Source organism: Rhizobium sullae, assembly GCF_900169785.1.
GTDB classification, from domain to species: Bacteria; Pseudomonadota; Alphaproteobacteria; order Rhizobiales; family Rhizobiaceae; genus Rhizobium; species Rhizobium sullae.
In genome coordinates this window covers 1-293 of sequence record NZ_FWER01000230.1, presented here as the reverse complement: position 1 = coordinate 293, position 293 = coordinate 1, and the positions used below count along the sequence as shown (strand labels likewise).

Annotated in this window: 1 pseudogene; it reads left to right on the top strand. The window is 56.7% G+C overall.

The features are described 5' to 3' along the window. Positions 1–108 precede the first annotated feature (108 nt). A pseudogene (locus BN1800_RS42130) lies at positions 109–293 on the top strand (hypothetical protein); the annotation flags it as partial.

Below are 293 nucleotides of genomic sequence, written 5' to 3'. Positions count from 1 at the left end.
GAGCAGGCCGACGATCTCGATGCCATTCGCGATTCTTCAAGATGAAATAAGGAGAAACCTGCACTACAGGCTCAGGGCGCCATGACAATGAAGCAAAGGAGGGCATCGATGACCATCGATCCAGGTTGCTCGCGGACTGGCGAGGCATTGCTTGCCGGAGCAGGATGTCCCGTCCCGCATCACAGCGACTGCGACCTCGCGCTCGACAGGATAACAGTCGATCAATGGGAAATTTCAATCCGCTCGCCCCGCGCCGATGCTTGGGTTCGTAAAGAACTATGCGAACCGTTCGG